Source organism: Streptomyces sp. NBC_00576, assembly GCF_036345175.1.
Lineage (GTDB): Bacteria > Actinomycetota > Actinomycetes > Streptomycetales > Streptomycetaceae > Streptomyces.
This window is the reverse complement of sequence record NZ_CP107780.1, coordinates 7536573-7561542: the sequence shown is the minus strand read 5'-3', so window position 1 is coordinate 7561542 and position 24970 is coordinate 7536573. Positions and strand designations below refer to the sequence as shown.

Genomic DNA, 24970 nt, shown 5'->3' with positions numbered 1-24970 from the left:
CTGGGCCACGATCTGCGCGGGCCCCGGAGGCGCGTTCCGGCAGCCCCGTGGCGGCGCAGGCCGCGCACACGCCCCGGGGTCACCTCCGCTCGTGCGGGGGCGACCCCGTCGCCGGGCCGGGGACTACCTGCGAGGGAGCGAGGTGTTGATGATCGGGAGCCGCTTGGTCGCGCCCGCCACGTAGAGGTCCCTCGTAGCCGTGCGCAGCACGAACCTGTTGTCGTAGCCCCGCACGCGCACGGACATCACGAAGAAGCCGTCTTCCTCGGTGGTCGTCTGTACGCGGTACTCGTTCTCCCAGTAGGTCTGCAGGAAGACCTCGTTGCCCGCGCGCTCGACGCCCCTGGGCACAGTGACCTTGCCCCAGACGGTGAGGATGGTGCCGTCCTTCACCTTCTTCTTGTTGACCTGGTAACTGACGGCGCTGACCTTGGTCTTGACGGCCACGCGGGTCCTCGCGAAGGAGCCGTCCTGCGGGGTGCTGGGGTTGCCGTCCTCGTCGTAGGACGCCGTGATCTCCACTTGGTGCCGGACGTTGAGCAGGCTGCTGCCGGTCACGTGGTCGATGTTGACGTTGCGGATGGTGAACTTTCCCTTGGCGTCGGTGACCGGCTTGCCCAGGTCGCGCGGCTCGTAGTCGGTGGGGTCGATCGGGTCGCCCCACGGGTTCCAGGAGTCGAAGAGGAGGACTTCCTGGACGGTGACGGGAATGTTGGGCGCCGGAGTTCCGTCGGCCTTGGTGAGGGTGCCGGAGACGTCGACGCGGCGCTTGTAGTAGTGGGTGCTGGTCGGGTCGGTGGTCACGGTCAGCTTGTAGTCGCGGACAGGGGCGGCGTCCGCGGGCTTCGCCGAGGCAGTGGCGGGTACGGACAGGGCGCCGGCGGCGAGCAGGAGCGCGGCGGTGGCGGCAAGCCGCGTCGTCATGGACTTTCTGGGCACGGGTCAACTCCAAGTACGGTCGGGACTGGAGGAGTTGCACCGGGCGGCACCGGTTCCGCCGCGGCGCAGGTGTGCGACACACCAGGTTCGACCCGTGAGGCCGGGTGCAAGTTGTACCCGTACGGCCACTGTTACACGGCTGTGGCAGGAACCGTCCTCGTAACTGCTCGAATGCCGGGCGGGCCGAAATGCCGCCCGGCACCCAGGAGTTCAACCACGGGACGAGATGCCCCCGCCCTCAGAACCCCAGCTTCCGCAGCTGCCGCGGATCCCGCTGCCAGTCCTTCGCGACCTTCACATGGAGGTCCAGGTAGACCGGCGTGCCCAGCAGCGCCTCGATCTGCTTCCGGCTCTTGATGCCGACTTCCTTCAGCCGCTTGCCCTTCGGGCCGATGATGATGCCCTTCTGGCTGGGCCGCTCGATGTAGACGAACGCGTGGATGTCGAGGAGCGGCTTGTCTGCGGGGCGGTCCTCGCGGGGGAGCATCTCCTCGACCACGACCGCGATCGAGTGGGGGAGCTCGTCGCGTACACCCTCCAGCGCCGCCTCCCGGATCAGCTCCGCGATCATGACCTGCTCCGGCTCGTCCGTGAGGTCACCCTCCGGGTAGAGCGCCGGGCCCTCGGGCAGCAGCGGGACGAGCAGGTCGGCCAGCAGGTCCACCTGCTTGTCGGCGACCGCCGAGACCGGCACGATCTCCGCCCACTCGAACCCCAGTTCACGGCCGAGCTGGTCGATCGCGATGAGCTGCTCGGCCAGCGCCCTACCCTCCACCAGGTCGGTCTTCGTCACGATCGCGATCTTCGGCGTCTTCTTGATCGCCGCCAGTTCCTTCGCGATGAAGCGGTCACCGGGGCCGAGCTTCTCGTTCGCCGGGAGGCAGAAGCCGATGACGTCCACCTCGGCCCACGTCGTACGCACCACGTCGTTCAGACGCTCGCCGAGCAGTGTGCGCGGCTTGTGCAGTCCCGGGGTGTCGACCAGGATCAGCTGGGCTTCAGGGCGGTGCACGATGCCCCGTACGGTGTGCCGCGTCGTCTGCGGCTGGTCGGCGGTGATCGCCACCTTCTGGCCGACCAGAGCGTTCGTGAGGGTGGACTTGCCCGCGTTGGGGCGGCCCACGAAGCAGGCGAAGCCGGCGCGGTGCGCGGCCGATGCCTTCGACGGCTCGGACGGCTCGGACGGCTCGGATGACGGGGTACGAACGCTCATGGCGCCCATTGTCCCTGATCCACGGAGACCCACCGCACGCCGAGGCCCTCCGGGCACTTTCCAGGGCACGCGGCCAGCGCACTCGGTGAGCTTCCGGAAACCCCCGCGCAACATGAAACGTTCCGGAAACACCCCTGTATGGAACCCGAAACGCACACCGGTGACCCTCTGACGAGCCCCCGCCCCCGTTGGAGAGACCGGAGACACCGTGACCACCGTGACCCTGGCCGCTGCCCGGATCGACACCGGCGACACCGCCTGGCTGCTCGCCGCCACCGCCCTCGTGCTCCTCATGACCCCGGGCCTGGCCCTCTTCTACGGCGGAATGGTCCGTACGAAGAGCGTCCTCAACATGCTGATGATGAGTTTCGTGTCGATCGCCCTGGTCACGGTGGTGTGGCTGGCCGCCGGCTACTCGCTGACCTTCGGGGACGACATCGGCGGCGGACTCATCGGCGGACTGGAACACGCGGGCATGTCAGGGCTCGGGCCCGACAGTGTCCAGGGCACCGTCCCGACCCTCCTCTTCGCCACTTTCCAGCTCACCTTCGCGATCATCACCGCCGCCCTCGTCAGCGGCGCGGTCGCCGACCGGGCGAAGTTCGGGGCATGGCTGGTCTTCGTGCCCGTGTGGGCGCTGCTCGTATACGTTCCCGTGGCGCACTGGGTGTGGGGCCCGGGCGGCTGGATTCTCGACCACCTCGGCGCCCTCGACTTCGCCGGCGGCCTGCCCGTCGAGATCACCTCCGGCGCCTCCGGACTCGCCCTCTGCCTGGTGCTCGGCCCCCGGCTCGGGTTCCGGAAAGAAGCCATGCGTCCGCACAACCTCCCCATGGTCATGCTGGGCGCCGGTCTGCTCTGGTTCGGCTGGTTCGGGTTCAACGCCGGTTCCGCGCTCGGCGCCAACGGACTGGCCGCCGCCGCGTTCCTCAACACCCTCGCCGCCGGCTGCACCGGCCTGCTGGGCTGGCTCTTCGTCGAGCAGCGCCGCGACGGTCACCCCACGACCCTGGGCGCGGCCTCCGGCGCGGTCGCCGGTCTGGTGGCCGTCACACCGTCCTGCGGGTCCGTCTCGCTGCTGGGCGCGCTGGTCGTCGGGCTCGCCGCCGGTGTCGTCTGCTCGTACGCCGTCGGGTGGAAGTTCAGGCTGAACTACGACGACTCGCTCGACGTCGTCGGCGTCCACCTGGTCGGCGGAGTCATCGGCACTCTGCTGATCGGCGTCTTCGCCACCGACTCCATGACCGGCGGGGCCGAGGGGCTGCTGTACGGGGGCGGGCTCGGGCAGCTCGGGAAGCAGGCGGTCTCCGTGGTGGCCGTGGGCGCGTACGCCTTCAGCGTCACGTACGGCATCGGGAAGGTGATCGACAAAATCATGGGGCTCCGGGCGAGCGAGGACGAGGAGCACACCGGCCTCGACCTTACGGTGCACGCCGAGACGGCATACGATCACGGCGTCCTGGGCCACGGGGCCCCGGTCTCGTCCGCCGTCCACTCCTCCCACTCCTCCGCGCAGAAGGTCAAGAGCCAGGAATGAAGCTCATCACCGCGATCGTCAAGCCGTACCGCCTCGACGAGGTCAAGACCGCGCTCCAGGAAGTCGGCGTGCAGGGTCTGACCGTGACCGAGGCCAGCGGGTACGGGCGCCAGCGCGGCCACACCGAGGTGTACCGCGGCGCCGAGTACCAGGTCGACCTCGTCCCCAAGGTCCGTATCGAGGTCGTCGTCGACGACGCGGAATCCGAGACCGCCATCGAGGCGATCGTCAAGGCCGCACGGACGGGGAAGATCGGGGACGGGAAGGTTTGGGCTCTCCCGGTGGAGACGGTGGTGCGGGTTCGAACGGGCGAGCGCGGTCCCGACGCCCTCTGAACCATCTGACCCCCAGTACCGATCCCACCGCGCCGAGCACCACGACCACCACCGCCATGAGCCACGGCAGCGCGAAGAAGGAGACACTCGCCGACTCGCGGGTGTCCTTGGCGTATGCCGTCAACGTGATGTCGCCCCAGTCGAGTTGGGGTGCGTCGCGCCAGGGTTCGGTGAGCCGGACCCGTTGGCCGGGCAGTAGCTCGGAGGGGATCCTGGTGAGGTCGCGGGCGAGCAGCGTACGGCCGAACAGGCCCTGTGCCCGCACCTCCACCCGGGGGTCGAGGGTGACGTTCCCGGTGTTGTGGAGGGTGTAGGAGATCGTGGCGGTGCTGTCGCCGAGGCCGGGGACGAGGGGCTGGTGGTGGCTGATCCGGACCCGCTCGACGGCGATCGCGGAGACGGCCGGCCCGTTCACCCGCAGGTAGACCCGCGCTCCGACCGCGCGCCGCACCCCGAGTGCCAGGGAACCGTCGCCCGCGTCGATCCGTTCGTCGAGGGCGACCAACGCGCCCACGTGATCGCCGGGTTCGGCCCCCTCGGGCACCCGAAGGGTGAAGGGCACGGTGACGGACTTGTGCGGGGGCACGGTGACCCGGGACTTCGCGGGCCGCGCCCAGGCGCCCACGCCGCGCTGCTTCTCGTCGAGGGTGCGTACCGCGAACCCGCCGTCGCGGACGGTGTTGTAGGCGTCGGCCGCGTACAGCCGGAAGGTGAGCGGCTTGCCGGTCTTGTTGGCGACGGTGACCTTGTCCTCGACCGTCGTACCGGGATCGGCGGAGAGGTAGAAGTACGGGCGCTGCGCCACGGCGGAGGAGATGGGGAAGACCGACCAACTGCCGTTGTCTGCGGCGCGGGCGGGGGCGGACGTCAGGAGTGACATACCGAGCGCTGCCAGCAGCAGCATGGGGAGCGCGAGAAGGGCGTACGGCTTACGACGCATCGGGAGCGACATGGGTGCGGACCCCCACGGACGAGGTAGGTGGCGGGCGGGTGCGCGCCCGGCCACCGGATGACGAACGGCCGTTCAGGTGAAGGTTGTTCGGATGAACGTCGGTTGGACGTCGGTTGGACGTCGTTCAGGAGAGGGTGAGGGTGAGCAGGCCGACGTAGGTGCCCGGCGGGGTGAACGCCGGTACGTCCAGCGACAGTCCGGCGTCGACGGTGAACTCGCCGCCGGTGAGCGTTCCGTCGGGTGTGGAGGCCAGGGTGGCTCCCGCATTGCCCACGGGACCGGGCGAACCGGGCCGGCAGGTGCTGGGACTTCCGGCCTTGGTGGCGCAGGCCGGGGTCCAACTGAGCTTGTCGGCACCGACCTTGGCGCCGGGTCCGGTGAAGTCGGTGACCTTGCCTGTCAGGGACCAGCCCGCGGGTCCGCCGCGGAAGTCCTTGACGGTCACCGGCTGCAGCGAGCCCGTGGAGGGCCCGCCCTTGCCGAAGTCGACCGCTTTCAGCTGAACGGCGTCCCCGGCCTGGGTCATGGACAGATCACCGGCCTTGACGGTGGTGGTGATCTTCTGGCTGTTGTCGGGAATGGGCGTGTCGTCGATGACGACGTAGGCGGCCGGACCGGCGCCCTTGGTGTCGTTCCACGCGCTGCCCTCGTACGCCACGACCCCGGTCGTCGTCTTGTCGTTGACGGCGAGGGTGCCGCTGAAGGCGCCCTGGGAGTCGGCGGTCACGGTCGCGGTGTCGGCGGTCTGGGTGGCCCCGGACCGGCCGGCGAGCGTGACCGTGGCACCGGCGGTGAAGTTGGCGCCGTTCACGGTGACCCCGGCCCCGGGTGCCCCGGAGGCCGAACCCAGCGTGATGGCACGGGTGTTGGTCTGGGTCCCGTCCGTTGCCGTGATCGTCACAGAGCCGGGCGCGGGCGGGGTGATGACCGTGCACGGAGTGTCCAGCTCAAGGATGTAGCTGGTGTGGATGTTGTAGTCGCCGGGCGAGAGGGTGATCTCACCAGGCGCGGTGACCGTGAAGGTGCCGGTCATCTCGAAGGACGGGAAGGCGCCCTTGCCGGGCACGGGGTCGTTCTTCTTCGGCCCTGCGACGGTGATGTCGCCGGTCTGAGCTCCGCTCAGGGTGACCTTTCCGGTGGGCGTCATGATGTCGGCGGGCAGCGCGAGATCGGTGGGGTTGCTGGCGGCCGGCTTGACCACCGTGTACTTCACGGTGACGGTGTCGCCGACCTTGGGCGTGGAGTTGTCCACCGTGATCTGTGCGGTGGTGGTGCCGTCGATCGGCGGAAGACCCGCGATCGGCGGCGGTACGCAGTGCGTGGCGAAGTCCACGGCGACGGACGCCGTGGCGAGTGCGCCGGCCGGGACGGCCAGCGCGCCGCCCGCGGTGACCGCGAGTGCGGTCGCCCCGAGCAGCGCGGCCCAGCGGCGTCTTCGGCCGATCGGACCCCTGGATGCCATGTTGGCCATGGTTGCCCCCTCTGAGGGATGCGGGCGCAGCGGCTCGTCTGCGCCGACAGGGGGCCATTGATGAGCAGGTTGTGTGAGAAGTCAATGCCATCTCGCCAAATAACGGCGGATCGAGGGAAGTGAACTGACGGTCCATCAGTTGCCGGTTTCCCAGTCGGAAACGGCCGGCGCCGCTGCGAAGCGAGCGACGCCGGCCGCCATTCAGAGGGGTGCGGAGAGGCGGGCCGTCACGCGTAGACGAACGGTCCCGGGGACTGGTTTCCGGTCGGCGTACAGGTCACGGTGATGCCGAAGAGCACCATCTTGAGGGTGCCACCGCCCGCTTCCAGGGTGTCCCCGGAGGCGACGGTGCCGGTCAGCGGGCCGACGGTGACCAACGCACCGGTGGCCGTGGCCGGGTTCTTGGTACCTGTGAATGCGGTGGTGCCACCGGTCGCCTTCGCCAAGGTCAGCGTGGTGGCGATCGAGTCGGCGGCGAGGGGGAGCGGGGCAGCGATGTTCGAGCTGACGGTGATCGTGGCCGAGGTGCCGGCCTGTGTGGCGGTGAGAACTGTCGAACCGCCGCCGAACACACCGCAGTTGTAGGTGACCGTCGCGGATGTGGGGGCGACGGCCGCGGCGGCCGGCGCGAAGGCCAGGCCGGTGACGGCGAGCGAGCCCGCCGCGAGTACCGCACCGATAGCAAACCGCCTGCGCGCAGGCGGGCGTACTGACGTGCTAGTCATCGATCGGATTCCCTTCCCTGGTACGGGAATTGCCATGTGGGGAATTGCGATGTGGGGGGTTCGGCGGCCGGGTGCGGTCAGCCGCGGGGCGGGTGCGGGGCGCCGCGCGGGGGAATCTGACGGTCCGTCGGAAGAGCGGGTTCCATTGATGCGTGGGTTGCTCGCGATTGCAAGAGAAGCTCTGCGGGTTCTTCCGGGGCGCCGCGAAAGTGGCTGAAGACCAACCCTCGTCCGGGCGCCCGAAATCGCCTCACCCGGCGGACAGCGTCACCCGTACCACGCCGTCGGGCGCGGCCACGTGCACCGGGGTCGCGGGCCCGCCCAGATCCCGTACGGCGGCCAGATCCTGCGCCGGAACACCCTCCGCACCGGTCACGACGGCCGCCGCCTCCAGCGACTTCGCCCCCGACGCCACGGCCATGGCGACCGCAGTCTGCAGCGCGCTCAGCTTCAGCGAGTCGAGGTCGACCGTGCCGGCGACATACGTACGCCCGGTCTCGTCCCGTACGGCTGCCCCCTCGGGGACCCCGTTGCGGGCCCGGGCGGAGCGGGCGAGGGTGACGATCTTGCGGTCCTCGGGGTCGAGGTCGGGCGCGGTGCTTTCGGTCATGCCCCGAGCATACTTACGCGGTTTGTCCCCTGCTGAGGCCGCCTGAGGCTTCATGACACAAGGAAGTCACACAAGAACAGGTATCAGGTACGGGCGATCAGGGCATGACCCAGGAACCGCGAGCCATGAGGAGGCGTTATGAACCGCCAGACCCGCATCCGCGTCATCCGTCGGCCCAGCGCTCCTTCGCCCCGCGACCTCCCCATCGACCGCAGGACGCCCTCGGGCCGCATCCTGCCGTACTAGGACCAATGCTGTACCTCGTCCCGGGCACGACCGCGCCCCCGAGCTCCGTACAGGACGGAGGCCTCGGGGGCGCTGGGATCGGGCGGGTGAGTCGGTCAGCAGGATGGGATGCCGGGGGCCGGGTCGGCGCCCACGTTCACGTTGCCGCCCCACATCCACACGTTGCTGTAGATGTGACCGATGTCGTAGTCGATGACGGTGCCGTAGTACCAGACGTCGGTGGTGTATCCGCCCACGGTGACGCGCTGACCGAGTTTGTAGCACTCGACGCCGGCCTCGGTCACCTTCGTCGTGGTGCCCCATATGCGGCTGCTGGTGTTGGGTGCGTCCCGCAGGTTGCTGTGCGCCTGCACGGTCGTCGCGTAGCCGTTTGTGCCGGTGGGTGCGGCCTCGGCGGTCCCGGCGGTGCCGAGCAGGGAGACGGCCACGCCGAGCGTCAGCCCCGTGACCGCCAGCCTGGTGGAACGCTTCGCCATCGGTGTTCCCTTCGCCATGGATGTTTTCTGTCCGGCTGCGATGTCAGAACTCGCAGTCACTGACGTGTGCCAGGTGTTCGTCCCCCGTGATGTACACGTTGTTCACCCAGCCCCACTGCTCGCTCGGTGACTTCAGGTACGTCCACCACCGGCTGCTGTAGCCCGAGTCGCTGACGAGCTCTCCCGACTTTTGGCAGTAGGCGGGCACGGTGGCCTGGGACACCGTCGCCACGACCTGGCAGTTCAGGCGGGAGGGAAAGTTCTTGCACTGTTCGAAGGCGGGTCCCGAGGCGCCGTTGCGGACGTTGACGCCGGTCGCCCACACGTGGACCTGTGTGAAGTCCACCGCCACCGCCTGGGTCCTCTGACCGGTCGCGGCCTCGGTCACCGCCGACTGCGCGATCGCCGTCGCGGCAGCGGGACCGGTCACCGCCGCGGCGGCGACGAGGAAGGCCGTGGTCAGCGCCCTGACCGCTTTGCTCACGTTCACTGTGTTCTCCTGACACTTCTACCCGGGTCGTTTCCCACGGCCTGCGTTCAGACGTCCTCCGGTTTCCGGAGGCTCAGAGGTACTCGCAGTCGATCGTGGGGTCCCCGAGACTGTCGACCGGGGCACCGGGCACCGGGGAGTTGTTGGAGCCACCGCCGACGAACACAGCCGAGATCCAGCCCAGGGTCCTTTGGGGCGTGATGACCTGAACCCAGTAGGTGTTGGTGTAGGGGCCGTCGGTCACGCGTCCGCGCTCGCCGTTGTCCACCTGGCAGTACGCCTTGACCGTGACACGGGTCAGCCGCTCAGTGGTGGCGAGGTCGCAGGACGTGCTCTGGCACGTACGCACCCGTACGTCGCTCGCCCACACGTACACGGACCCGCTCGGCGGGTGTGCGGCCGCCGGCTGTGCGCCCGAGAGCAGGATCGAGGCGACGACCGCGAGGAGCCCGGCGAGGGAGCGCAGTGCCCTGAAGGCGAAGCGATGCCCGGTTTTGTCCTGGCGTGTGCGTACGCCCGTGCGTGGTGACGTGTTCGTCATGGTGGAGCCCTCTCCCGGCAGTGGTCGCGGGCGGCGGGTGCCGCACCGTCCACCCTGGCGACGGGGGATGGTCGCCTCTCGTATGAGTACCGGGCCGAATCGTTCGTCGTGCGGGGGCTGCCTCAGCGTCCCGGGGCGTCCTACGGCTCCGGGAGTTCCAGCGCTTCGCGGCTGCCGAGTCGGAGGAAGACCGAGTACGCCTCTTCTTCGAGCTCGCGCCCCGTTCCGGCCGCGCCCCTGGCCCGTGCGGCGCGGGCCAGGTCTCGCAGGGTGCGGGCGCGCCACAGCGGCAACTCCAGCTTGTCCCACAGGTCGAGAGCCTGTCGAAGGGTCTCGGTCGCGGTCTCCCAGTCGGACGCGGCGAGGTGCCACTCGCCGATGGTGCGCAGGACGAGGGCCTCGCCGAACATGTCCTGGCGCTCGCGGGTGATCTCCAGACACCGGTCGAGACGTTCCCGGGCGCCGGTCATCCGGCCCTGCCGGAACTCGACCTTGGCCAGGGACTGACTCGCGTACATGACGCCGAAGACGTCGTCCGTCTCCTCGAAGATGTCGAGGGACTTCCGCAGCAGGGTCTCCGCATTCAGCAAGTCACCCTGCGCCCGGTGGCACAGGCCCAGTGAGCGCAGCGCGAGCGCTTCGCCGTGCCGGTCCCAGGCGGCCACGTACAGGCGGTGTGCGCGGGAGAGGGCCTCCCATGCGTCGTCGTCGCGGCCCTGTTCCCGGTAGACGGATCCCATGCCGTACAGCACATGGGCCATGGACGCGGTGTCCTCCGGCTCCCGGTACTGTTCGAGCGCCGAGGTCAGCAGGGTCAGTGCCTCGTCGAAGCGGGCCTGTTCGCGGCGGGCCGCGCCCATGCCGGCCAACGCGTCCGCGCGGCCGCTCCGTACGGATCGCTCCTCGAACAGGCGCAGTGCCACCGCGAAGAACGCGTGCGCCTCGTCGAAGCGGTCCTGTTCCAGGCGGAGTTGGCCGAGACCGTTCAGCAGCCAGGCCTCGCCCTCGACGTCCCCGCCACGGCGTACCGCCTCCAGGGCCACGTCGTGGGAGCGGGACCAGGCGTCGAACTGGTTGTAGAGCGCAGCGGAGGCGGCCATGAGGGTGGCGGCGAGTTCGCGGGCGGCGTCGAACATGCCGTGCTCCGCGCAGTGGGTGACCGCGGCCAGCAGGCACCGCTGCTCGGCCGCGAACCACGCGGCCGGCTCGTACGTCAGGTCTGCCAACTCGCCCGTCAGGTCTCTCAACGGTTCGGTCGCTGGCGTCGGCTCGTCCGCGACCTGTGCCGACTCGTCCGTCGTGGTGACCGGGAGGAGCCGCGACGCGCCGCCCGGCCCGCGGGCAGCCGCGCTGCGTGCCATGCCCAGCCAGCGGTCGACCAGCCTTCGAACCGCCGTCTCCCGTTCCTGTCGGGCCTCGTCGGCCAGACAGCGTTCCCGGGCGTACTCGCGCGCCAGGTCGTGGATGCGATAGCGCGTTCTGCCGGTCTCGTCGGTGCGTACGACCTCCACGAGGTGGCAGTCCACGAGTTGTTCGACCGCGTCCTCCGCCTCGTCCTCGCTCACGTCGAGGAGCGGCCCGGCGACCCAGGCGGCGAAGTCGGGCAGATCCATCAGGGCCAGGCGGCGCAGGGCGCGCTGGTCCTGCGTGTCGAGGTCCGCGTAGCCGAGTCCGAGGCTCGCGCGCACTTCCAGGTCGCCTGCCTGCAGTTCGTCCAGGCGGCGGCGCTCGTCCCGCAGGCGTGACGCGAGCCGTGCCGGTGTCCAGTGGGGGCGGGCGGCGAGACGGGCGCCGGCGATACGGACAGCAAGCGGGAGCCGACCGCACAGCGCGACGATCTCGGCGGCCCGGTCGGGCTCCAGGGTGGGCCGTGTCGGGCCGGCCACGCGGGCCAGCAGGTCCAGTGCCTCCGTTTCGGGAGGCACCCCCAGGTCGAGGTGGGCGGCGCCTTCCAGGGCGACAAGTCGGCGGCGGCCGGTGATCAGCACGGCCGAGCCGCCGCCCGGTGGGAGCAGCGGGCGCAGCAGGGCTTCGCTGACTGCGTTGTCGAGGATGAGCAGGACCCGGCGGCGCGCGATGTGCGTGCGGTACAGGCCGAGGAGGTCCTCCTCGTCGCGCGCCGGGGTCTCGGGGTCCACCCCGAGGGCGCGCAGCAGTCGGGCCAGGGCGTCCGCGGTCCGTACCGGCTCGGAGTCCGAGGCCCGCAGGTCCACGAAGAGCTGTCCGTCGGGGAAGAGCGCGGCGGTGCGGTGGCCCACGTGGACGGCCAGGGCCGTCTTGCCGGTGCCCGACCGGCCGGAGATCACACCGATGGGCGGCGCGGTGCGCAGCGGGTTCCGCACCTCCTCCAGGAGGGCGGTCGCCCAGGCTGTCTGTTCGGTGCGGCCTATGAAGTCGGCCACGTCGGGAGGGAGTTGGGAGGGCGCCGGACGACCTGTGTCGTCGTGGGGCTGGTCGAAACGGTGGTGTGACGGTGTGTCTTTGTCCGAGCGCGAGGGAGCCGCCGCCTCCGCGTGTACGGGTCTCATCCCCGAGGGCGCGGTCCTTCGGCGGGCCGGCGCTCCCAGCACCGTCGTGTCCGCCCGGAGCAGGGCCTGGTGCAGTGCGCGCAGTTCCGGGCCGGGGTCCACTCCCAGCTCCGTACGGAGCAGACGGCGGCCCTCGTCGTAGCAGCGCAGCGCGTCGGGCATCCGGCCGGTGCGGAACAGGGTGGTCATCAGCTGGCCGCGCGGGCGTTCTCTGAGGGGGTGGGCGGCGACGTGTGCGACGAGTTCGGCGACGAGATCCGTGGAGCGGTCCAGGTCCAGCTCGGCGGAGAAGCGGAACTCCTTCGCCTCGAGCCGGAGTTCCGTCAGGCGCATGGCCTCGACGCGGGCGAAGGACTGACCGAGCCCTTCCAGGGCGTCCTGGCCACGCCACAGGCGCAACGCCGCCTGCAGGGTTTCGACGGCTTCCTCGGCCCGCCCGTCGAGGGCCGCGTTCCGACCGGCTGCGCACGCCTCCTCGAAGCGCCGGGCGTCCACGGCGGAGGGAGGGAACTCGGCGACGTAGCCCGGGGAGCGGGTGCGGATGGCGTCGCCGCCCTCCGCGCCGGCCAGGGCCCGGCGCAGTCCGGAGACATGCGAGGCGACGAGCGCCCGCGCGGTGGCGGGTGGCTCCTCCTCCCAGGTCAGATCGACTAGCCGCTCGGCGGACAACACCTCGCCGAGATGCACGACGAGAGCCGCGAGTATCGCCGTCGGTTTGGCGCCGTTCAGCGGAATGCGGTGCCCCCCGCACAGCACTTCGACCGGACCCAGAAGGCGAACGTCCACCGTGTCCCCCGATTTCACGTTCCCGCAGTCGGGGACAACATACCGGGCCCCGCCGGCAGGCATGGCTCACACCGGACTGCCCGTTTTTCACGGCAGACCGGTATGGAGTGCGGGTGGCTGGAATTCACTGGGTTTCCGTGAGAATTCCTCCTAATCCGAAGAAAAGACTGTCCGACTTTCGACCTGGGGACGGAAGTGAACGCCCCTCCGTATGACCGCCGCGCTCCGCGCACCGGCCGCTCTGTACCGGCGCTGCATGGCGTCCTGCAGAGGATCTGCATCGTTCCTGCATAGCCCGCCTCCACGCTGTTGAGCGTGACAGACATCATCCTGCTTTCGGACCACCGAGTTGCCGACACGCATGTCGCCGAGAACGGTGAACCCCTGGTCGACGCCCGGGAGATCGCCGCACTGCGGGTCGACACGCGGAAGGCCGACCACGACGGCTCGTACGCCCACCTGAGGGCCGACGTTCTGCGCCGGCTCCTGCTCGCGCAGGACGCGCTGCCCCCGGGCATCCGCCTGCTGATGGTGGAGGGTTTCCGGCCGCCCGCGCTGCAGCGCCGCTACTTCGACACGTACGCGGCAACACTGCGCACGGCCCATCCGGACGCCCGGCCGGACCGGATACGCGAGCTGGCCAGCGCGTACATCTCGCCCCCGGAGGTCGCCCCGCACGTCAGCGGCGGCGCGGTGGATCTGACGCTGTGCACCGAGGACGGAGACGAACTCTCCCTCGGTACGGAGGTCAACGCCACCCCCGAGGAGAGCGAGGGGGGCTGCCGCACCGCCGCGGTCAACATCGACGCCGATGCCCGGGCCAACCGGGCGGCGATGGGCCGGGCCATGACGGCCGCGGGGTTCGTCAACTACCCGACCGAGTGGTGGCACTGGTCGTACGGAGACCGGTACTGGGCGCTGCTGACCGAGGCGCCGGCTGCCAAGTACGGTCCCGCCTCGCTGAGCCACCCGTAGCGCCGCAACTCCGAAGGCACCTGCCCAACCGCAGTCTGAGACAGCCGGACCCCGGGGGAACACTGTGGAGAACACCTGCATCGCGACGACGATGACCACGTCGTCCATGACCGCCGAAACCACTCCGCCGACGAGCACGACGACAACGACGGCCACGACGGCCATCACCGACCACATGACCGCGGCCGAGTTCGACGAGGCGTTCACCGCCGTGATGCCGAGACTGCGGCGCCGGCTGGTGGCACTGACCGGCAATCCGCACGACGCCGACGACCTGCTGCAGGAGACGTATCTGAGACTCTCCCGCCGGGCGCGTGCCAGCACCCTGGCGCGTCAGCAGCAGCCGTACGCCTACACCTGCGCGGCGGCGCTGAACCTGCTGCGTGACCTGTGGCGGCATCCCTCGCGCCAGGAGCGCTGCACCGACCGGCTGCCGGAACGGAGTTGGGACGGCGGCTTCGCGAGCAGGGAGGCCGAGACGGTGACGACCGCACTGCTGCGCGAGCTGTCCCCCAAGGAGGCGGCAGCCGTGATCCTGGTCGACATAGAGGGCCTGACCCACGACATGGCGGGGGAACGGCTCGGCGCGCACCGCGGCACGGTGCAGCGCAACCGTATGCGCGGCCTCGCCAAGATCCGCGCCTCACTCGACGCATACGAACCGGCCTCCGCCGCAGTCTCCTCTGCGAAGGCAGCCGACGGACCCGCGCGGCGCGCCGCGACGGTATGCACAACGACATGCACGACGACATGAGGCAGCCCGACCGACTGCCGGACACGGCTCACCCGTACAGCTCTTCCGCACCTCACGCGAACCACACCGGGGGGAACCACTTGCGCCGCACGAACCGCACACTCGCGATGGCGGGAGGACTGCTCCTCGCCACCACGTTGACCTGTACCGGTACTGCGATGGCCGCCGCGTCGCCGCTCTCCGCCAGGGCCGTGGCCGCCGCCGACTGCCGTCCCCTGGCGGACGCGCCCGCTCAGGCACAGGCGATCGTCAACGCCGCGTGCTCGCAGACCGGGGTGCCGTACTCGTGGGGCGGCGGCACCGTCCATGGGCCGACGTACGGCCAGGACTACCCCGGCGGCGGTCCCGGCGCCCACGACAGCCAGGTGAAGGGCTTCGACTGCTCCCACCTGGTGCAGTACGCAGCGTGGCAGGGAGCGCGCATCGCCCTGCCCGAGGGGTCGTGGAACCAGGCCAAGTGGAGTGGCGCCACCGCCCGGTTCACCCGCGACCAGGGGCTCGGTCCGTTGCAGCCGGGCGATCTGCTGCTGTGGGGATCGAACCCGGGCAACCTCGACAGCGTCCACCACATCGCCATCTACCTCGGCGACGGCAAGATGGTCGAGGCCCGGGAGTCCGGGACGGTCGTGATGGTCAGTGACGTACGTCTGAACTCCCAGTACGCCGGTGCCCTGCGCATCGCCGGCGGCGGCGAGCAGCCGCCCGCCGGCACGAAGCGGTTCATGACCTGGGGCACCGCTGTGGCCCTCCGCCCGGAGGCCGGCACCCAGAAGCCTCCCGTGACCCGGCTGCCCGGCCCCACGGCCGTGGACGTGCTCTGCCAGGCGCACGGGGAGATGGTCCACGCGCAGGGCTACAGCAACGACGCCTGGTCGTATCTGCCGAAGTACAAGGCGTGGATCTCGAACATCTACATCGACGACCCTGCGGCCTGGCTGCCCGGCGTTCCCAACTGCTGATCCGCGGGATCGGCACATCACCGAACCAACCCGCTCATCCTTCTTTCCCTTTTTCCTTCCTTTCCTTCATTACCGCACAGAGGAGATTTCGCCATGCGCGTGCTCAAGCGCACCAAGTCCATCGGCATGCTCGTCGCCACGGTCGCCGCGGCCGGACTGATCCCACTGGCGGCCGGCCAGGCCGACGCCGCCCCCGCCAAGGCCGCCGAGACCGGTTCCTGCCCGACCGCCGGCACGGTGACCCAGGGGTGGAGCTCCGGTCACGACGGCGTCGACATCGCCAACAGCCGCGGTACGGCGATCTACGCCACCGGGTCGGGCACCGTCATCGCCTCCGGCCCCGCCAGCGGCTACGGCCAGTGGATCCGCATCAGGCACGACGACGGCTCCATCACCGAGTACGGCCACATGTACGAGCGTCTCGTCTCCGTGAACCAGCGGGTGAGCGGCGGTCAGCACATCGCACGCATGGGCTCCGAAGGCGACTCCAGCGGCAACCACCTGCACCTCAGGACGTACGCTTCGGCGTCCGCCAGCCGGGGCATGAACCCTGTCGACTATCTGTCGGCACGCGGTGTGAGCCTGCCGTGCACCCCGGGCGGCGGTGGCGGGACGCCCACCCCCGGCACCAACTTCACCACCTGGGGCACATCGGTCCGGGTGCGCGCCGACGCGCGGCTGAACGCGGCGGTCGTGCGCACGCTGACCGGGCCGACGGCGGTCTTCGTGGAGTGCCAGAAGCACGGCGACACGGTCAACGCGGAGGGTTACACCAACGACGCCTGGTCCTACATCCCGGCGCTCGGCGGCTACATCACCAACATCTACATCGACAACCCGGCCGCCTGGCTGCCGGGAGTGCGGGAATGCTGACCGGCGCCCGTGCCGGTACGAGGGGTGCCGCGGCGGTAGCTCTGGCCGCCGCGCTGCTCCTCTCCCCCGGCCTCACCTCGTCCGCGCAGGCCGCCGACTCGGCGCCCTGCACCCCCGACCCGAACTACCGCGGGTGGTACCGGTGCCCGATCTGGGGGTCGAACGTCAATCTGCGTTCCGCCCCCGACTCGCAGGCCTCGGTCACCGCGACGTCACCCGACGACGGCTACCTCAGGGTGCTGTGCCAGATCAAGGGCGGCCGTGCGACCTACGACGGCTACTGGCACACCTGGTGGGTCAAGACAGAGCTGGGCATGGGCAAGCCCGCGTACATGAGCGAGATCTTCCTCGTCGGAGGCGGCGACGACGAGCCCGACTCGGGTCTGCCGAACTGCTGAACGACGGCCCGCACCAGCCGGATGCCCCTGGGACCACGAAAGGTCCCAGGGGCATCCGGCGTTGCAGTTCACTGCTCCGTCACCGGCGGATAGGGATCCTTGCCGACGTCGTGAACGGTGCCGCCGTACCCCGCGGGTGGCGGCGGCTCTCGGCCCGTACCTGGCAGACGGGCAGGGGCAGCCGGTCGTATGAGAGCGCAGGTGAGAACAGTCTTCTCGGCCGGTTTCTCATACGGCGCGGGACGTGGCGCCGTCCTGATTGTGGTGCGAGCGACGCACCTCTGCCGAACCCGAGGATGACCATGATGACCTTGAGCAGCGCACCTGGCGGGGCCGTCGTCCGGTCCGCCCGTCGTGGCGTGGTGCGGGCGGGCGTGCTGGCCGCCGCCCTCGCCGCGCTCGTGTGCACCACCGCGACCGCCGCGACCACCGCATCCGCCGAGTCCCCCTCGCCGCGCCCGGCGGTTCAAGTCGACGTGCCGGCCGGGGTGACGGCGGGCGTCGCCGTCTTCGACCGCCAGACCGGCACATTCACCGAACAGCTGAACACCGCCGGGCAGTTCCGGTCCGCGTCCGTGGTGAAGCTGCTGATCGCCCTGGACGTTCTCTGGAACCGCAGCCCCGACGCCCTGTCGGCCGCCGACCGGGCCCGGATCGACACCATGCTGCGCGGCAGCGACGACACGGCCGCGAGCACGTTCTGGGCGAACAACGGCTCGGGGGCGATCGTCGACCGGATGGTCACGCGGCTCGGCCTGACCGACACCGCCCGGCCGCCGTCGACCCACCCCGGCTACTGGGGCTACACGGCCCTCTCGGCCCGTGACACCGTGAAGATCTACCGCTACATGCTGGACTCCGCTCCCGCAGCGACACGCGACTACCTCCTCGGCGACCTGCGGCAGTCCACCCGCTGCGCCACCGACGGCTACGACCAGCACTTCGGCATCGCCGGCTCCTTCAACCGCCCCTGGGCCGTCAAGCAGGGCTGGTCGGGCTTCAGTTCCGGCGGCTGCACGGCGACGACCGCGACGGTCGCGAGCGAACCGAACGCGAAGGTCACGAAGGTCGCGAAGGAACCGGCCGGCACGGTCGCACGGACACCGGCGGGCGCCGACGCCATCGACCTCGCTCGTCCGGCACTGCACACGACGGGTGTGGTGGGCGCGGGCGACCGTTCCATCGTGGCGGTCTTCACCCTGCACTCCAGCGGAACGTCCTACGGCAAGGCCTACACGGACATCGGTCGGCTGACCCGTTCGCTGAACGTCCCCGGCGCCTCACGCCCGGCCGGTACGTGGGTCGGCACCTGGGGAAGCGGCGTACGTGTCCGCACCCAGGCGACGACCACCTCCGGCACGGTCACGACGCTGCCCGCCGGCGTCGAGGTCCTGGTCGGCTGCCAGCAGCGCGGCCAGCAGGTCAGTGAACCGCCCTACGTCAACGACTGGTGGGCCTATCTGCCGCAGTACGGCGGCTACATGACCAACATCTACCTCAGCGTGCCGGAGAACCAGGTCCCCGGAGTACCGGTCTGCTGACCGGTCGATGGGAGACGGCCCTATGGTCGGTCGAGCCGCAACCGCTCCGCGCGCGGCAGGCCGGCCACCACCAGGTCGTAGGAGTCCTCGATCAGCTCACGCACGAGCTGATCGGGCAACTCCCCGTCCACCGTCACCGTGTTCCAGTGCCGTTTGTTCATGTGGTACCCGGGGATGATCAACTCCGGGTGATCGGCGCGTTGCCGGATCGCGTCCTCCGGGTCGCACTTCAGGTTGACCTTCAGGGGCAGGTTGTCCGTCCAGGACAGGGCGAACATCTTGCCCAGCACCTTGAAGACCGAGATCTCCGGGCTGAACGGGAAGTCCTCGACAGCGGCGTTGAAGGACAGACAGAAGGCACGCAGTTCCTGCGGAGTCACGCCTCGCCCCTCTCCTTCTCCTTCTGCTCCTCCGGTGAGCCGGCCTGATCGGTCGGCTCCACCAGCACCGTCACGATCTTGTTCCGGCGCCCGGCCGCGGCCTCCGCGGTGAGCCGCAGCTCGCGCCCGTCGGGCAGTTCGACGACAGCCGAGGCCCCGGCGATCGGTACGCGGCCCAGCGCCTTCGCCAGCAGCCCGCCCACCGTCTCCACGTCCTCGTCGTCGTACTCCTCGAGCCCGTACAGCTCACCGAGGTCGGTGATGTCGAGGCGGGCCGTGACGCGGTGCCGCTCGTCGCCCAGCTCCTCCACGGGCGGGAGTTCACGGTCGTACTCGTCGGTGATCTCGCCGACGATCTCCTCCAGGATGTCCTCGATGGTCACGATGCCGGCCGTGCCGCCGTACTCGTCGATGACGACGGCGACATGGTTGCGGTCGCGCTGCATCTCGCGGAGCAGGTCACCGGCGTTCTTCGTGTCGGGTACGAAGGCGGCGGGCCGCATGGCGCTCGACACGAGCTCGCTCTCCGCGTCCCGGCTGATGTGCGTCTTGCGGACGAGGTCCTTCAGATACACGATCCCGACGACATCGTCCTCGCTCTCCCCGGTGACCGGAATGCGCGAGAACCCGGAGCGCAGCGCCAGGGTGAGCGCCTGCCGGATGGTCTTGTACCGCTCGATGACGACCAGATCCGTGCGCGGGACCATGACCTCGCGTACGAGGGTGTCGCCCAACTCGAAGACGGAGTGCACCATGCGGCGCTCGTCGTCCTCGATCAGGGACTCCTTCTCGGCCAGGTCGACCAGCGCGCGCAGCTCCGCCTCGGAGGCGAACGGGCCGCGCCGGAAGCCCTTGCCCGGGGTGAGGGCGTTGCCGATGAGGATGAGGAGGGAGGGGATCGGCCCCATGACGCGGGCGAGCGGCAGCAGGACGTACGCGGCTGCCGTGGCCGTATTGAGGGGGTGCTGACGCCCGATCGTGCGCGGCGAGACCCCGACCGCGACGTACGAGACGAGCACCATCACGCCGATGGCGACACCGAGGGCCTGCCAGGTCTGGTCGAACTCCTGCAGGCAGGCGTACGTGACGAGCGCGGCGGCGGCCATTTCGCAGGCCACGCGCACCAGCAGCGCCACGTTGAGATAGCGGGTCGGGTCGGCGGCGATCTGCGCGAGCTTGGCGCTGCCCCGCCGACCACTGCGTACGGCCTCCTCGGCGCGGAAGCTGGAGACGCGCGCGAGGCCCGCCTCCGCGCAGGCGGCGAGCCAGGCGACGACGACCAGCGCTATGGCACCGGTGACGAGTTGGGGGGTCATGACACCGTCGGGGCGGGCGACGGACCGGTCATCCCCCGCTCGCCGCGCCAGCCGTCGACGATGGCGGCCTGGAGGCCGAACATCTCGGCCTTCTCGTCCGGCTCCTCGTGGTCGTACCCGAGGAGGTGCAGCACGCCGTGGACGGCGAGGAGTTGGAGCTCCTCGTCCATGGAGTGCTGCGTCTCGGCCTCCTTGCCCTGCTTCTCGGCGACCTCGGGACAGAGCACGATGTCACCGAGAAGCCCCTGCGGCGGCTCGTCGTCGTCCTTCGACGGCGGGCGCAGCTCGTCCATCGGGAAGGACATGACGTCGGTCGGACCGGGCAGGTCCATCCACTGGATGTGCAGTTGCTCCATGGCGTCGGCGTCCACGACGATCACCGAGAGTTCGGAGAGCGGGTGGATGCGCATCCGCGCGAGCGCGTAGCGGGCGATGTCGAGGATCGCCTGCTCGTCGACCTCGGTTCCGGACTCGTTGTTGACGTCGATCGACATGGTGCTGGTTTGTCTACTTCCGCTTGTTACGGACGCCCTTGTGGGTGCCGTTCTCCGTACCGTTCTCGCTGTCGTACTTCTCGTACGCGTCGACGATACGGCCGACCAGCTTGTGCCGGACGACATCCTGGGAGGTGAGCCGCGAGAAGTGGACGTCGTCGAGGCCTTCGAGGATGTCCTGCACCTGACGCAGACCCGACTTGGTCCCGGACGGGAGGTCGACCTGCGTCACGTCACCCGTGACGACGATCTTCGACTCGAAGCCGAGACGGGTGAGGAACATCTTCATCTGCTCGGCGCTCGTGTTCTGAGCCTCGTCCAGAATGATGAAAGCGTCATTGAGGGTCCGGCCCCGCATGTATGCCAGCGGCGCGACCTCGATGGTCCCCGCCGCCATCAGGCGCGGGATCGAGTCCGGGTCGAGCATGTCGTGCAGCGCGTCGTACAGCGGGCGCAGATACGGGTCGATCTTGTCGTACAGCGTGCCCGGGAGGAATCCGAGCCGCTCGCCCGCCTCCACCGCCGGGCGGGTCAGGATGATCCGGCTGACCTGCTTGGCCTGAAGCGCCTGCACGGCCTTCGCCATCGCGAGATACGTCTTGCCGGTACCGGCCGGACCGATGCCGAAGACGATGGTGTGCTTGTCGATGGCGTCGACGTAGCGCTTCTGGTTGAGGGTCTTGGGACGGATGGTGCGGCCCCGCGAGGACAGGATGTTCTGGGTGAGGACCTCGGCCGGGGTCTCCAGGCCGTCACCCTCCCCGTTCCCGCTCGCTCTGAGCATGGCGATCGAGCGTTCCACTGCGTCCTCCGTCATCGGCTGTCCGGTGCGGAGCACCAGCATCATCTCGTCGAACAGCCGTTGGATGAGGGCGACGTCGCCCGCTTCGCCAATGGCGTTGACTTCATTGCCCCGGACATGGATGTCGACCGCCGGGAAGGCCCTTTCGATCACGCGCAGGAGGGAGTCGCCGGAACCCAGCAGGGTCACCATGGGGTGGACGGCCGGGACAGTGAACTGCGCTCGTGCCTGCCCCCGCGCAGGGGGCTGAGCTGTGGGTGTCTGAGTCATGGGCCGGCTCGTAGGCCTGCACGACCTCCTCAATGAGGCTCGCTTACCACGTGGGTAGCCTTCCGCTCCCAGCCTACGACGGTGCACTGACAACGCCGTAGGGCTTTTCGCTCACGGTCCGGTGTAGGCGGTCACGGTCCGGCGTCCGCGCTCAGGCCGATCCGCGGAAACCGATCGTCGGAACGGCCCGCCGCAGCGGCCACGGACGCGGCCTGGCGCTTCTGGGCACCAGGTCCGCCAGGAACGCGTACCGGCGCAGGGCGGCGGGGTCCTGCTGCTCGTACGACTGGATCTCGCGCCACCAGGCCCCGACCTCGGACCAGCCGGGCGCGGAGAGGGAACCGCCGAAGTCCTGCACGGAGAGGGCGGCGGTGAGACCGGCGAAGGCGAGGCGGTCGGCGAGCGGCCAGTCGGCGAGGGTGCCGGTGACGAAGCCCGCGACGAAGACATCGCCGGCGCCCGTGGGGTCGAGGGCCTCGACGGCGATGGCGGGCACCTCGGCCGTCTCCCCCGTCCGCCCGTCCACCGCGTACGCGCCCTCTGCACCGAGGGTGACCACGGCGAGCGGCACGTGGTCGGTGAGGGCGCGGGCGGCTTTGCGGGGGCAGTCGGTGCGGGTGTAGCGCATCGCCTCCTCGGCGTTGGGCAGGAAGGCCTCGCAGTGCTCCAGGTCGGCGAGGCCGGCGAGGTCCCAGCGGCCGGTGTCGTCCCACCCGACGTCGCCGAAGATCCGGGCGCCCTTGCGGGCGGCCTGGCCGATCCAGGGGGCACGGACGCCCGGGGTGAGGGAGGCGACGGCGGCGCGGGCGTGCGGCGGACACTCCGGGGCTGGTTCCTCCGGGGGCGGCTCGTGGCCGTGGGAGACCATCGTGCGCTCACCCTCGTACGCCATCGAGACGGTGACCGGGGAGTGCCAGCCCGGGACGGTGCGTGACGTGGAGAGGTCGATGTGCTCGCCCTGTTCGAGGGCGTCCCAGCAGTACTCCCCGTAGTGGTCGTCGCCGAAGGCGGCGGCGAGGGAGGTCCGCAGGCCGAGCCGGGCGAGGGCGGTGGCCATGTTGGCGACCCCGCCGGGGCTGGACCCCATACCGCGTGCCCAGGACTCGGTGCCGCGCACCGGGGCGGAATCGAGCCCGGTGAAGATGATGTCGAGGAAGACGGTGCCCGTCAGATACACGTCCCACGGAGGTTCACCGGGCGTGCGCAGGGCGGCCAGGGGATCGACCTGGGCCTGACTGTAGGGCGATCCCTCTCCGCTGGACGCGGCGGACGCGGCGGACCCTGTGGACCCGGTGGACGCGATCAAGGTGCGCTCCCTGACGACGGTGCGAATCAGGCCAGTCTGCACCACACCACTGACAGCAGCCCGCCGCTCGCGCCCCGGAAGCCGACACGTGGCCCCGGAGGGACGCTCAGCCCCCGAACTCGTACGCCTCCACCTCGGCGAGGTACCGCGCCCGCCGCTCCTCGTCACCGTCCAGGAACGACGCCAGGAACGAGTTCCGCGCCAGTTCCCGCAGCCGCTCCTCCCCCAGGCCCAGGGCTTCCCGTACCGCCCCGAAGTTGTCACCGACGTATCCGCCGAAGTAGGCGGGGTCGTCGGAGTTGACGGTGCACAACAGCCCCGCGTCGAGCATCGCGGGCAGCGGATGCTCGGCCAGGACGTCGACGGCCCGCAGCCGCACGTTGGACAGCGGACACAGCGTCAGCGGCACCCGCTCCCGCACGAGCCGCGCGACCAGCTCCGGGTCCTCCATACAGCGCAGCCCGTGGTCGATGCGCTCGACGCCGAGGATGTCGAGGGCCTCGGTGATGTACTCGGGCGGCCCCTCCTCGCCCGCGTGCGCCACGCGCCGCAGCCCCAGACCGGCGGCGGCCTCGTACACCTCGCGGAACTTCACCGGCGGATGCCCGACCTCGGCGGAGTCGAGCCCGATGCCCACTATCCGGTCGAGATACGGCTTGGCGGCCTCCAGGGTCTCCATGGCGGACTCGGCGGACTCGTCACGCAGAAAACACATGATCAGCTGAGTGGAGATGCCGTGCGCCGACTCACTCTCCCCCAGCGCCCGCCACAACCCGTCGACAACCGTCCCGATCTCCACTCCCCGGGCGAGGTGGGCCTGCGGATCGAAGAAGATCTCCGCGTGCCGTACGCCCTGCACCGCGGCCCGCGCGAGATAGGCGTTGGCGAGGTCCTCGAAGTCCCGCTCAGTACGCAGGACGGCCATGAGCTCGTAGTACAGGTTCAGAAAGGACTGCAGGTCATCGAAGAGATACGCCTTCCGCAGCTCTTCGGTGTCGGCGTACGGCAGCACGACGCCGTTGCGCGCGGCGAGCGCGAAGGCCAGCTCAGGTTCGAGGGTGCCTTCGATGTGGAGGTGCAGTTCGGCTTTGGGGAGGGACATCAAAGAATCGTACGGCCGATTTACCGCCGTTTCGGAACCGGGACCCTCAACAGGTCATGGGCAACGGTCAGCTCCCCCTCGTACCCGGCCGCCCGCGCCTGCCGCTCGAACTCGTCCGGTTCGGAGTAGCGCTGGCTGAAGTGGGTGAGAACGAGATGCCGTACGCCGGCCTCCCGGGCGACCGCCCCCGCCTGACCAGCCGTCAAATGTCCGTGATCGGCAGCGAGTTGCAGATCCTCGTCAAGGAAGGTCGACTCGATGACGAGCAGGTCGCACCCTTCCGCGAGCACCTGCACCCCCTCGCACAACCGGGTGTCCATCACGAACGCGAACCGCTGTCCGCGCCGCAGCTCGCTGACGTCGTCGAGGGTGACGGACCCGAGGGAGCCCTCCCGCTGGAGGCGTCCGACGTCCGGCCCCCTGATCCCGTGCTCGGCGAGCAGCTCCGGGAGCATGCGCCGCCCGTCGGGCTCGACGAGGAGATAGCCGTACGACTCGACGGGGTGCGAGAGCTTCCGGGCTTCGAGCCGATAACCGCCCGTGGTCACCAGCACCCCGCCCTCCCCCGCCACGGGGGCCTGGCTGATCTCGACGGTCTCGCGGTAGGCGGTGGCGTATCGCAGGCGGTCGAAGAACTTCTGCCCGGAGCGCGGGTAGTGCGCGGTGATCTCGTGCGGGACGCGGTCGAGGTTGATGCGCTGGATGACTCCGGCGAGCCCGAGCGAGTGGTCCCCGTGGAAGTGCGTGACGCAGATCCGGTTGAGATCGTGAGCGGCGACCCCGGCACGCAGCATCTGGCGCTGCGTGCCCTCGCCGGGATCGAAGAGGAGCCCCTCACCGTCCCAGCGGAGCAGGTAGCCGTTGTGGTTGCGATGCCGGGTGGGTACCTGGCTGGCGGTGCCGAGGACCACCAATTCACGTGCGGACAAGGAAAGTTACCGTTCTTGGTTC

25 protein-coding genes are annotated in these 24970 nt (G+C 69.9%); 8 read left to right on the top strand and 17 right to left on the bottom strand.

Annotated features, from left to right (window positions below; all coding sequences use genetic code 11):
- Positions 1-123 precede the first annotated feature (123 nt).
- Together OG734_RS32935 and era are read right to left on the bottom strand one after the other, a co-directional pair.
- On the bottom strand, positions 124-939 hold the full coding sequence (locus OG734_RS32935; protein WP_330291067.1) for an acyl carrier protein: 816 nt from the start codon (positions 937-939) through the stop codon (positions 124-126).
- A gap of 238 nt (positions 940-1177) precedes the next feature.
- A complete protein-coding gene (gene era / locus OG734_RS32930; protein WP_330291066.1) occupies positions 1178-2161 on the bottom strand; it encodes a GTPase Era in 984 nt (327 codons plus the stop codon).
- 208 nt (positions 2162-2369) lie between these two features.
- Here era and OG734_RS32925 point away from each other — a divergent pair, with 208 nt between their 5' ends.
- Both OG734_RS32925 and OG734_RS32920 read left to right on the top strand, forming a co-directional pair.
- A complete protein-coding gene (locus tag OG734_RS32925; protein WP_330293878.1) occupies positions 2370-3689 on the top strand; it encodes an ammonium transporter in 1320 nt (439 codons plus the stop codon).
- Complete coding sequence (locus OG734_RS32920; RefSeq protein ID WP_330291065.1) at positions 3686-4024, top strand: P-II family nitrogen regulator; 339 nt, start codon at positions 3686-3688, stop codon at positions 4022-4024. Before OG734_RS32925 ends, OG734_RS32920 begins: the two co-directional genes overlap by 4 nt.
- Here the strand turns inward: OG734_RS32920 and OG734_RS32915 are convergent.
- From OG734_RS32915 to OG734_RS32880, 8 genes are all read right to left on the bottom strand, one after another.
- Positions 3918-4964, bottom strand: a complete 1047-nt coding sequence (locus tag OG734_RS32915) for a WxL protein peptidoglycan domain-containing protein (RefSeq protein ID WP_330291064.1) — start codon at positions 4962-4964, stop codon at positions 3918-3920. The genes OG734_RS32920 and OG734_RS32915 overlap by 107 nt on opposite strands.
- Positions 4965-5100: 136 nt before the next feature.
- Positions 5101-6438 (bottom strand): beta-xylosidase, encoded by a 1338-nt coding sequence (locus OG734_RS32910; protein WP_330291063.1) that lies wholly within the window; start codon positions 6436-6438, stop codon positions 5101-5103.
- Between the two features lie 236 nt (positions 6439-6674).
- Positions 6675-7172, bottom strand: coding sequence for a hypothetical protein (locus tag OG734_RS32905; protein ID WP_330291062.1), 498 nt, complete (start codon positions 7170-7172; stop codon positions 6675-6677).
- A 250-nt stretch (positions 7173-7422) separates the two neighbouring features.
- Positions 7423-7782 (bottom strand): cytidine deaminase, encoded by a 360-nt coding sequence (locus OG734_RS32900; RefSeq protein ID WP_330291061.1) that lies wholly within the window; start codon positions 7780-7782, stop codon positions 7423-7425.
- A 341-nt stretch (positions 7783-8123) separates the two neighbouring features.
- Positions 8124-8504, bottom strand: coding sequence for a hypothetical protein (locus OG734_RS32895; RefSeq protein ID WP_330291060.1), 381 nt, complete (start codon positions 8502-8504; stop codon positions 8124-8126).
- A 43-nt stretch (positions 8505-8547) separates the two neighbouring features.
- Positions 8548-8994, bottom strand: a complete 447-nt coding sequence (locus OG734_RS32890; protein ID WP_330291059.1) for a hypothetical protein — start codon at positions 8992-8994, stop codon at positions 8548-8550.
- A gap of 73 nt (positions 8995-9067) precedes the next feature.
- Entirely contained in the window at positions 9068-9535 is a 468-nt protein-coding gene (locus OG734_RS32885; RefSeq protein ID WP_330291058.1) for a hypothetical protein, read from the bottom strand.
- A 140-nt stretch (positions 9536-9675) separates the two neighbouring features.
- Positions 9676-12849, bottom strand: coding sequence for an AfsR/SARP family transcriptional regulator (locus OG734_RS32880; protein WP_330291057.1), 3174 nt, complete (start codon positions 12847-12849; stop codon positions 9676-9678).
- 315 nt (positions 12850-13164) lie between these two features.
- Between OG734_RS32880 and OG734_RS32875 the strand changes: the two genes are divergently transcribed.
- The 6 genes from OG734_RS32875 to OG734_RS32850 all read left to right on the top strand — a co-directional run bounded on the left by OG734_RS32875 (position 13165) and on the right by OG734_RS32850 (position 18349).
- Positions 13165-13824 (top strand): M15 family metallopeptidase, encoded by a 660-nt coding sequence (locus OG734_RS32875; RefSeq protein WP_330291056.1) that lies wholly within the window; start codon positions 13165-13167, stop codon positions 13822-13824.
- 91 nt (positions 13825-13915) lie between these two features.
- Positions 13916-14578, top strand: a complete 663-nt coding sequence (locus OG734_RS32870) for an RNA polymerase sigma factor (RefSeq protein WP_330291055.1) — start codon at positions 13916-13918, stop codon at positions 14576-14578.
- A gap of 80 nt (positions 14579-14658) precedes the next feature.
- Positions 14659-15537, top strand: coding sequence for a C40 family peptidase (locus OG734_RS32865; RefSeq protein ID WP_330291054.1), 879 nt, complete (start codon positions 14659-14661; stop codon positions 15535-15537).
- 93 nt (positions 15538-15630) lie between these two features.
- Complete coding sequence (locus OG734_RS32860) at positions 15631-16410, top strand: M23 family metallopeptidase (RefSeq protein WP_330291053.1); 780 nt, start codon at positions 15631-15633, stop codon at positions 16408-16410.
- Positions 16404-16808 (top strand): hypothetical protein, encoded by a 405-nt coding sequence (locus OG734_RS32855; RefSeq protein WP_330291052.1) that lies wholly within the window; start codon positions 16404-16406, stop codon positions 16806-16808. The genes OG734_RS32860 and OG734_RS32855 overlap by 7 nt, the downstream gene beginning before the upstream one ends.
- A gap of 362 nt (positions 16809-17170) precedes the next feature.
- Positions 17171-18349, top strand: coding sequence for a hypothetical protein (locus OG734_RS32850; protein WP_443065114.1), 1179 nt, complete (start codon positions 17171-17173; stop codon positions 18347-18349).
- Between the two features lie 20 nt (positions 18350-18369).
- Here OG734_RS32850 and OG734_RS32845 read toward each other — a convergent pair whose 3' ends face one another.
- The 7 genes from OG734_RS32845 to OG734_RS32815 all read right to left on the bottom strand — a co-directional run bounded on the left by OG734_RS32845 (position 18370) and on the right by OG734_RS32815 (position 24948).
- Positions 18370-18729, bottom strand: coding sequence for an MmcQ/YjbR family DNA-binding protein (locus OG734_RS32845; RefSeq protein WP_330291050.1), 360 nt, complete (start codon positions 18727-18729; stop codon positions 18370-18372).
- Complete coding sequence (locus tag OG734_RS32840) at positions 18726-20045, bottom strand: hemolysin family protein (protein WP_330291049.1); 1320 nt, start codon at positions 20043-20045, stop codon at positions 18726-18728. Before OG734_RS32840 ends, OG734_RS32845 begins: the two co-directional genes overlap by 4 nt.
- A complete protein-coding gene (ybeY, locus tag OG734_RS32835; protein WP_330291048.1) occupies positions 20042-20539 on the bottom strand; it encodes an rRNA maturation RNase YbeY in 498 nt (165 codons plus the stop codon). The genes OG734_RS32840 and ybeY overlap by 4 nt, the downstream gene beginning before the upstream one ends.
- 13 nt (positions 20540-20552) lie before the next feature.
- Positions 20553-21611 (bottom strand): PhoH family protein, encoded by a 1059-nt coding sequence (locus tag OG734_RS32830; RefSeq protein WP_330291047.1) that lies wholly within the window; start codon positions 21609-21611, stop codon positions 20553-20555.
- A 151-nt stretch (positions 21612-21762) separates the two neighbouring features.
- Complete coding sequence (locus OG734_RS32825; RefSeq protein WP_330293877.1) at positions 21763-22914, bottom strand: carbohydrate kinase family protein; 1152 nt, start codon at positions 22912-22914, stop codon at positions 21763-21765.
- Between the two features lie 109 nt (positions 22915-23023).
- Positions 23024-24019, bottom strand: coding sequence for an adenosine deaminase (locus OG734_RS32820; RefSeq protein WP_330291046.1), 996 nt, complete (start codon positions 24017-24019; stop codon positions 23024-23026).
- A gap of 20 nt (positions 24020-24039) precedes the next feature.
- Positions 24040-24948 carry a ribonuclease Z gene (locus OG734_RS32815; RefSeq protein WP_330291045.1) on the bottom strand — a complete coding sequence of 303 codons (909 nt, stop codon included), beginning with the start codon at positions 24946-24948 and terminating at the stop codon, positions 24040-24042.
- Between the last annotated feature and the right edge of the window lie 22 nt (positions 24949-24970).

Bases quoted from the DNA above. Each gene is read 5' to 3' on its own strand.
- era (WP_330291066.1), bottom strand. From the start codon at position 2,161: ATGGGCGCCATGAGCGTTCGTACCCCGTCATCCGAGCCGTCCGAGCCG.
- OG734_RS32895 (WP_330291060.1), bottom strand. From the start codon at position 8,504: ATGGCGAAGCGTTCCACCAGGCTGGCGGTCACGGGGCTGACGCTCGGC.
- OG734_RS32900 (WP_330291061.1), bottom strand. From the start codon at position 7,782: ATGACCGAAAGCACCGCGCCCGACCTCGACCCCGAGGACCGCAAGATC.
- OG734_RS32855 (WP_330291052.1), top strand. From the start codon at position 16,404: ATGCTGACCGGCGCCCGTGCCGGTACGAGGGGTGCCGCGGCGGTAGCT.
- OG734_RS32820 (WP_330291046.1), bottom strand. From the start codon at position 24,019: ATGTCCCTCCCCAAAGCCGAACTGCACCTCCACATCGAAGGCACCCTC.
- OG734_RS32840 (WP_330291049.1), bottom strand. From the start codon at position 20,045: ATGACCCCCCAACTCGTCACCGGTGCCATAGCGCTGGTCGTCGTCGCC.
- ybeY (WP_330291048.1), bottom strand. From the start codon at position 20,539: ATGTCGATCGACGTCAACAACGAGTCCGGAACCGAGGTCGACGAGCAG.
- OG734_RS32920 (WP_330291065.1), top strand. From the start codon at position 3,686: ATGAAGCTCATCACCGCGATCGTCAAGCCGTACCGCCTCGACGAGGTC.
- OG734_RS32885 (WP_330291058.1), bottom strand. From the start codon at position 9,535: ATGACGAACACGTCACCACGCACGGGCGTACGCACACGCCAGGACAAA.
- OG734_RS32905 (WP_330291062.1), bottom strand. From the start codon at position 7,172: ATGACTAGCACGTCAGTACGCCCGCCTGCGCGCAGGCGGTTTGCTATC.
- OG734_RS32870 (WP_330291055.1), top strand. From the start codon at position 13,916: ATGACCACGTCGTCCATGACCGCCGAAACCACTCCGCCGACGAGCACG.
- OG734_RS32830 (WP_330291047.1), bottom strand. From the start codon at position 21,611: ATGACTCAGACACCCACAGCTCAGCCCCCTGCGCGGGGGCAGGCACGA.
- OG734_RS32860 (WP_330291053.1), top strand. From the start codon at position 15,631: ATGCGCGTGCTCAAGCGCACCAAGTCCATCGGCATGCTCGTCGCCACG.
- OG734_RS32910 (WP_330291063.1), bottom strand. From the start codon at position 6,438: ATGGCATCCAGGGGTCCGATCGGCCGAAGACGCCGCTGGGCCGCGCTG.
- OG734_RS32915 (WP_330291064.1), bottom strand. From the start codon at position 4,964: ATGCGTCGTAAGCCGTACGCCCTTCTCGCGCTCCCCATGCTGCTGCTG.